The following is a 6,511-nucleotide window of genomic DNA, read 5'->3' as shown; positions in this document are numbered from 1 at the left end:
CGCCCCCCCCCGCCGCCATAAACTCGGCCGGGTAGTGCGCCTTAAGCCACAGCGTCTGGTAGGAGACCAACGCGTAGGCGGCGGAGTGCGATTTGTTAAATCCGTAACCGGCGAATTTCTCCACCAGGTCGAAGATTTTCATCGCCAGTTCGCCGTCTATGCCGTTTTTCTTCGCCCCATCCTCAAAGATAGAACGCTGCTTGGCCATCTCCTCCGGCTTTTTCTTACCCATCGCACGACGCAGCATGTCCGCGCCGCCGAGGGTATATCCGGACAGCACCTGGGCAATCTGCATGACCTGTTCCTGATACAGGATGATGCCGTAGGTTGGCTCCAGCACCGGTTTCAGGCTTTCATGCTGCCACTGCACGTCCGGATAAGAGATCTCCTCGCGGCCATGCTTACGGTCGATAAAGTTATCTACCATCCCCGACTGCAGCGGGCCCGGGCGGAACAGAGCCACCAGCGCGATCATATCTTCGAAGCAGTCCGGCTGCAGGCGTTTAATCAGATCTTTCATGCCGCGTGATTCAAGCTGGAAGACCGCGGTGGTTTCCGAGCGCTGCAGCATGTCGAAGCTTTTCTTGTCATCCAGCGGGATGGCGGCGATATCCAGCGGCCCTTCGCCGTTCTTCTCACGGCGCTTGTTGATCATCTCCAGCGCCCAGTTAATGATAGTGAGCGTACGCAGACCGAGGAAGTCGAATTTCACCAGCCCGGCGTATTCCACGTCGTTCTTATCAAACTGGGTAACCGGATGCAGCCCCTGCTCATCGCAATACAGTGGCGCGAAATCGGTGATTTTGGTTGGAGCGATAACTACCCCACCGGCATGTTTACCGGCGTTTCGCGTCACCCCTTCCAGCTTACGCGCCATGTCGATCAGCGCTTTCACTTCCTCGTCCGCCTCGTAGATCTCCGGCAGCTGCGGCTCGGCCTCAAAGGCTTTCGCCAGCGTCATGCCCGGATCGGGCGGCACCAGCTTGGAGATACGATCGACAAATCCGTACGGGTGACCCAGCACGCGACCGACATCGCGGATGACCGCTTTCGCCGCCATGGTACCGAAGGTGATGATCTGCGATACCGCGTCGCGGCCGTACATATCCGCCACGTGCTCAATAACCTGGTCGCGTTTCTCCATGCAGAAGTCAACGTCGAAGTCGGGCATCGAGACACGCTCCGGGTTAAGGAAACGTTCGAACAGCAGGTCGAATTCCAGCGGGTCAAGATCGGTGATCTTCAGCGCGTAGGCCACCAGCGAACCGGCGCCGGAACCGCGTCCCGGGCCAACCGGCACGCCGTTATCCTTCGACCACTGGATAAACTCCATCACAATCAGGAAGTAGCCCGGGAACCCCATCTGGTTGATAACCTGGAGCTCAATATCCAGACGCTGGTCATACTCCGGGCGCTTTTCAGCACGGACGGCAGGATCCGGGAAGAGGAATTCCAGCCGCTCTTCCAGACCCTCTTTCGATTTCATGACCAGGAAATCTTCCGTGGTCATATCGCCGGTCGGGAACTGCGGCAGGAAATATTCGCCAAGCCGCACGGTGACGTTGCAGCGCTTGGCAATTTCAACGCTGTTCGCCAGCGCTTCCGGAATATCGGCGAACAGCTCGCACATCTCTTCCTCGCTGCGCATATATTGCTGCGGCGAGTAGTTGCGCGGCCGTTTCGGGTCGTCGAGCGTAAAGCCGTCGTGGATCGCGACGCGGATTTCATGGGCGTCGAAATCGCTGGTGTCGAGAAAGCGGACATCGTTGGTCGCCACCACCGGCAGGCCGCGCGCTTCCGCCAGCGCCACGGCGGCGTGGAGATAGGCCTCTTCATCCTGTCGACCGGTACGGATCAGCTCCAGAAAATAGCGGTCCGGGAAATGCTCTTCGTAGAAGGCGACGCACTGTTCAACCAGCGGCATATTGCCGCGGATCAGGCTGACGCCGACGTCACCTTTCCGGCCGCCGGAGAGCAGAATCAGCCCTTCCTGATGTTCCACCAGCCAGTCGCGATCGATCCACGGCCCCAGGGCGCCGTAGCCGCGCTGATAGGCGCGGGAAATCAACAGGGTCAGGTTCTGGTAGCCGGTGTTGTTCGCCGCCAGCACGGTCAGCTCGGTAAATTCGTCGCCGAGCAGGTCGCACTGCACGTGAAAGTCGGCGCCGACGATCGGCTTAATCCCCGCGCCGTGTCCCGTCCCGTAGAACTTCACCAGTCCGCAGAGGTTGGTGAAATCGGTGATCGCCAGCGCTGGCATGCCAAGCGAGGCCGCCTTCTTCACCAGCGGCCCGGTCTTTGCCAGCCCATCGATCATGGAATAGTCGCTGTGCACCCGCAGGTGTACGAAACGTGGTTCAGCCATCTTTAGATCCCGGTGACTTAGTTGGACGCCAGGCCCAGGGCACGCTTCACCGGGCCAAAACTGCGCCGGTGATGCTCTGTTGCGCCGTGTTCCTGCAGCTTCTGCAGGTGAACAGCGGTGGGATAGCCTTTATGCTGGGCAAATCCGTAGTGGGGAAATGCGAGGTCCAGCGTGGCCATTTCGGCGTCACGAGTGACTTTTGCCAGAATAGACGCTGCGCTGATTTCTGCCACCCGGCTGTCGCCTTTCACCACCGCCTGGGAGGGCATCGGTAGCGACGGACAGCGGTTGCCATCGATCAGGACAAACTCAGGAACAATGCTCAGGCCGGCGACGGCGCGCTGCATCGCCAGCATAGTGGCATGCAGAATATTCAGCTCGTCGATTTCGTGCGGCTCGGCGCGCCCCAGGCTCCAGCACAGCGCTTTCTCTTTAATCTCATCGAACAGCGCCAGACGACGCTTCTCGCTGAGTTTTTTGGAATCATTCAGACCCACAATCGGCTTCGCCGGATCGAGGATCACCGCCGCGGTCACCACCGCCCCAACCAGGGGGCCACGCCCGACCTCATCGACGCCGGCAACCAGATGGGTATGCGGATAGACGAACTCCATCATTGTTTTGCTAACTCCAGTACGGCGTCCGCCGCCTGCTCATCGGCGTTGCAGCGGATCTGCTGATGCAGGGCGCGGAACGTCTCATGCATCTCATGGCTGGTTTTGCCATCGGCCAGCAGCGGCTGCAGAGCGGCTGCCAGCGCCTGGGGCTCGCACTCATCCTGCAGCAGCTCTTTAACCAGTTCGCGACCGGCCAGCAGGTTCGGTAACGAGACGTAGTCGGTTTTTACCAACCGCTTCGCCAGCCAGAAGGTGAACGGCTTCATCCGGTAGCCAACCACCATCGGGCATTTCGCCAGCATACACTCCAGCGCTGCCGTCCCGGAGGCCAGCAGCGCGGCGTCGCTGGCGATCATCGCATCGCGCGCCTGACCGTCCAGCATATGCACGATCATATCCGGCGCCGTCTCAGCTTTAATACGCTCAAACTGCTCCCGCCGTTTAGCATTAACCAGCGGCACCACCACCTGCAGATCGGGATAGGTGGCGCGCAGAAGCTGCGCGGTTTTCAGGAAGTCGGCGCTAAGCATTTCGACTTCCGCGCCGCGGCTGCCGGGTAGCAGAGCGAGGCAGCGCACGCTGTGCGGGATCCCTAACCGGTCGCGCGCAGCGCCTTTGTCAGGATCCAGCGGCATCGCATCCGCCATGGTATGGCCAATAAAGCGGCAGGGGACGTTAAATTTGTCATAAAACGCTTTTTCGAAAGGCAGAAAGGCTAGCACCAGATCGGTGGATCTGCCGATTTTGAAAACGCGTTTTTGTCGCCAGGCCCAGACCGACGGGCTGACGTAGTGAATGGTTTTGATGCCCTGCTTTTTCAGATTTCCTTCGAGGGTGATATTAAAGTCAGGGGCGTCGATGCCGACGAAGACATCGGGACGCAGCTCGCCGAAGCGGCGGGTCAAATCGGCGCGAATATGGAGTAAGCGACGCAGGCGACCGAGCACTTCAACAATGCCCATCACCGCCAGCTCTTCCATTTCATACCAGGCTTCGCACCCTTCCGCCTGCATTAGCGGCCCCGCCACGCCGACAAAGCGCGCATTCGGGATGCGTGCTTTAAGCGCGCGGATGAGACCAGCGCCTAGAATATCGCCGGAGGTTTCTCCGGCGACCAGGGCAATCGTCAGGGGACGCTGTTCAGCCATTAACGAATCAAGCCGCGGGTAGAACGAGCGAAGAAATCGACAAACGGCTGAACCTCAGGATGCTGAGCAGCCAGTTCGGCGATTTCCGGCTTGGCTTCTTCCAGCGTTTTGCCGCTGCGGTACAGCAGTTTATACGCGTTGCGGATCGCAGTGATTGCTTCCCGGCTGAAGCCGCGACGTTTCAGCCCTTCGATGTTAACGCCGAACGGCGTCGCATGGTTGCCCTGGGCAATGACGAACGGCGGAACGTCCTGCGCCACGCCGGAGCAGCCGCCAACCATAACGTGTGAGCCAATGACGCAGAACTGATGCACCGCCGTCATGCCGCCGATAATGACATAATCATCCAGCGAAACATGGCCCGCGAGCGTCGCGTTATTGGCCAGAATGCAGCGATCGCCAAGCGTACAATCGTGCGCCACGTGGGCGTTGATCATCAGCAGGTTATCGTTGCCCACCTTTGTTAATCCACCGCCCTGTACTGTGCCGCGATGAATGGTGACGCTTTCGCGAATGCGGTTGCGATCGCCAATTTCCACCCGGGTCGGTTCGCCAGCATATTTCAGATCCTGGTTAACTTCGCCGATGGAAGCGAACTGATAGATCTCATTGTCACGGCCGATTTTGGTGTGGCCGTTAACGACAACGTGAGACTTCAGCACGGTGCCTTCGCCGATTTCGACGTTAGCGCCAACAATACAAAACGGACCAATGTGGACGTTAGCGCCAATCACGGCGCCTTCTTCTACAATGGCGGTAGGATGAACAAAAGCGGTTTTATCAATCACGTATCAGGCCTCCCGGCTACGCGCACACATCATCGTCGCTTCGCAAACCACTTTACCGTCAACCAGCGCAACGCCTTTGAAACGGGTCAGGCCGCGGCGGGTTTTCTCGAAAGTGACTTCCATAATCATCTGATCGCCTGGTACTACCGGGCGTTTGAAGCGTGCTTCATCGATACCCGCGAAGTAGTAAAGCTCGCCTGGTTCCAGTTTTCCGACGCTTTTGAACGCCAGAATCCCGGTGGCTTGCGCCATTGCTTCCAGAATCAGGACGCCCGGCAAAATCGGCTTACCAGGGAAGTGCCCCTGGAAAAACGGCTCGTTTACAGAAACATTTTTTACTGCGCGCAGAAAACGACCTTCTTCAAAATCCAGCACGCGGTCTACCAGCAGGAACGGGTAACGGTGAGGCAGAAGTTCCAGAATCTCTTCAATGTGCAGAGTATGAGTGTCAGTAGTCAAAATACTCTTCCTGTCTAAATGTACTAAAAGGCAATAATAACACGGCCTGCGGCAATCTTTTAGCGAATGCAACAGGCCGAAAATGTCATGTGACCAAATGATGAATTAGTCTTGTTGATTAACCTTGCGCTCAATCGCTTTCAGGCGCTTGCTCATCTCGTCAATATTCATCACCAGCGCAGCGGTTTTACGCCACGCCTTGTTCGGCTGCAGCGGAATACCGGAGGAATATACGCCAGGTTCGCTGATAGGACGCATCACCATCCCCATCCCCGTGACGGTGACCTTATCGCAGATTTCCATATGGCCGTTAATCACGCTGGCGCCGCCAATCATGCAGTAGCGGCCAATTTTCAGGCTGCCCGCCATGATAACGCCGCCAGCGACCGCGGTATTGTCGCCAATCACCACGTTATGCGCAATCTGGCACTGGTTATCAATGATAACCCCGTTGCCAATCACGGTATCGTCCAGCGCACCACGGTCAATCGTGGTGCAGGCGCCAATCTCCACGCGATCGCCAATAATGACGCGACCCAGCTGCGGGATCTTTACCCAGTTACCGCGATCGTTAGCGTAGCCGAAGCCATCCGCGCCAATCACCGTGCTGGACTGAATCAGGCAATTCTCGCCGATCTCAATCTCATGGTAAACGGTCACATTAGCCCACAAACGCGAGCCGGCGCCTATTTTCGTATTTTTCCCAACGAAGCAGCCTGCGCCGATAACTACGTTATCGCCCAGCACTACGCCGGATTCGATAACCGCGTTGGCGCCAATGGCAACGTTGCTACCCAGCTTCGCCGACGGATCGATGACCGCGCTCGGCGCGATATCCTGAGCCGGCTGCGGCGTGGTATCAAGAATTTGAGCCATGCGCGCGTAGGTCAGGTAGGGGTTACGCACTACCAGCGCGGCGCTATGGGCAAAAGGTAAATCATCCTGCGTCATCACAACGGCAGAAGCCTGGCAAGCGGCCAGGTGCTCACGGTACTTAGGGTTGACCATGAAAGTGATTTGGCCCGTTTTCGCGCTCTGCATGGACGCAACGCCGGTGATGACGATATCGCCATCACCGTGTAATTCTGCATCCAACTGCTGCGCGAGATCAGCCAGTCGAATTGAAGGCATTAC

Annotated in this window: 6 protein-coding genes; all 6 read right to left on the bottom strand. The window is 57.9% G+C overall.

Annotation, left to right across the window (positions count from 1 at the left end):
- A partial coding sequence (gene dnaE / locus HMPREF9538_RS19030) for a DNA polymerase III subunit alpha (protein ID WP_009484513.1) occupies positions 1 to 2,365 on the bottom strand: 2,365 nt, incomplete at its 3' end.
- 17 nt (positions 2,366 to 2,382) lie between these two features.
- Positions 2,383 to 2,982: a ribonuclease HII gene (gene rnhB / locus HMPREF9538_RS19035; RefSeq protein WP_002889376.1), complete on the bottom strand. Its 600-nt coding sequence runs from the start codon at positions 2,980 to 2,982 to the stop codon at positions 2,383 to 2,385.
- Positions 2,979 to 4,130 carry a lipid-A-disaccharide synthase gene (gene lpxB / locus HMPREF9538_RS19040; RefSeq protein WP_002889374.1) on the bottom strand — a complete coding sequence of 384 codons (1,152 nt, stop codon included), beginning with the start codon at positions 4,128 to 4,130 and terminating at the stop codon, positions 2,979 to 2,981. The genes rnhB and lpxB overlap by 4 nt, the downstream gene beginning before the upstream one ends.
- Entirely contained in the window at positions 4,130 to 4,918 is a 789-nt protein-coding gene (lpxA, locus tag HMPREF9538_RS0127230) for an acyl-ACP--UDP-N-acetylglucosamine O-acyltransferase (protein ID WP_004178647.1), read from the bottom strand. The genes lpxB and lpxA overlap by 1 nt, the downstream gene beginning before the upstream one ends.
- A 3-nt stretch (positions 4,919 to 4,921) precedes the next feature.
- Positions 4,922 to 5,377: a 3-hydroxyacyl-ACP dehydratase FabZ gene (gene fabZ / locus HMPREF9538_RS19045; RefSeq protein ID WP_004145858.1), complete on the bottom strand. Its 456-nt coding sequence runs from the start codon at positions 5,375 to 5,377 to the stop codon at positions 4,922 to 4,924.
- Positions 5,378 to 5,482: 105 nt separating this feature from the next.
- Positions 5,483 to 6,508, bottom strand: a complete 1,026-nt coding sequence (gene lpxD, locus HMPREF9538_RS19050; RefSeq protein WP_002889327.1) for a UDP-3-O-(3-hydroxymyristoyl)glucosamine N-acyltransferase — start codon at positions 6,506 to 6,508, stop codon at positions 5,483 to 5,485.
- Positions 6,509 to 6,511 lie beyond the last annotated feature (3 nt).

The sequence above is a fragment of the Klebsiella sp. MS 92-3 genome (assembly GCF_000195655.1).
Classification (GTDB): domain Bacteria; phylum Pseudomonadota; class Gammaproteobacteria; order Enterobacterales; family Enterobacteriaceae; genus Klebsiella; species Klebsiella pneumoniae.
Note: the sequence above shows the minus strand (reverse complement) of the source record. Positions and strands in the feature narration are given on the sequence as shown.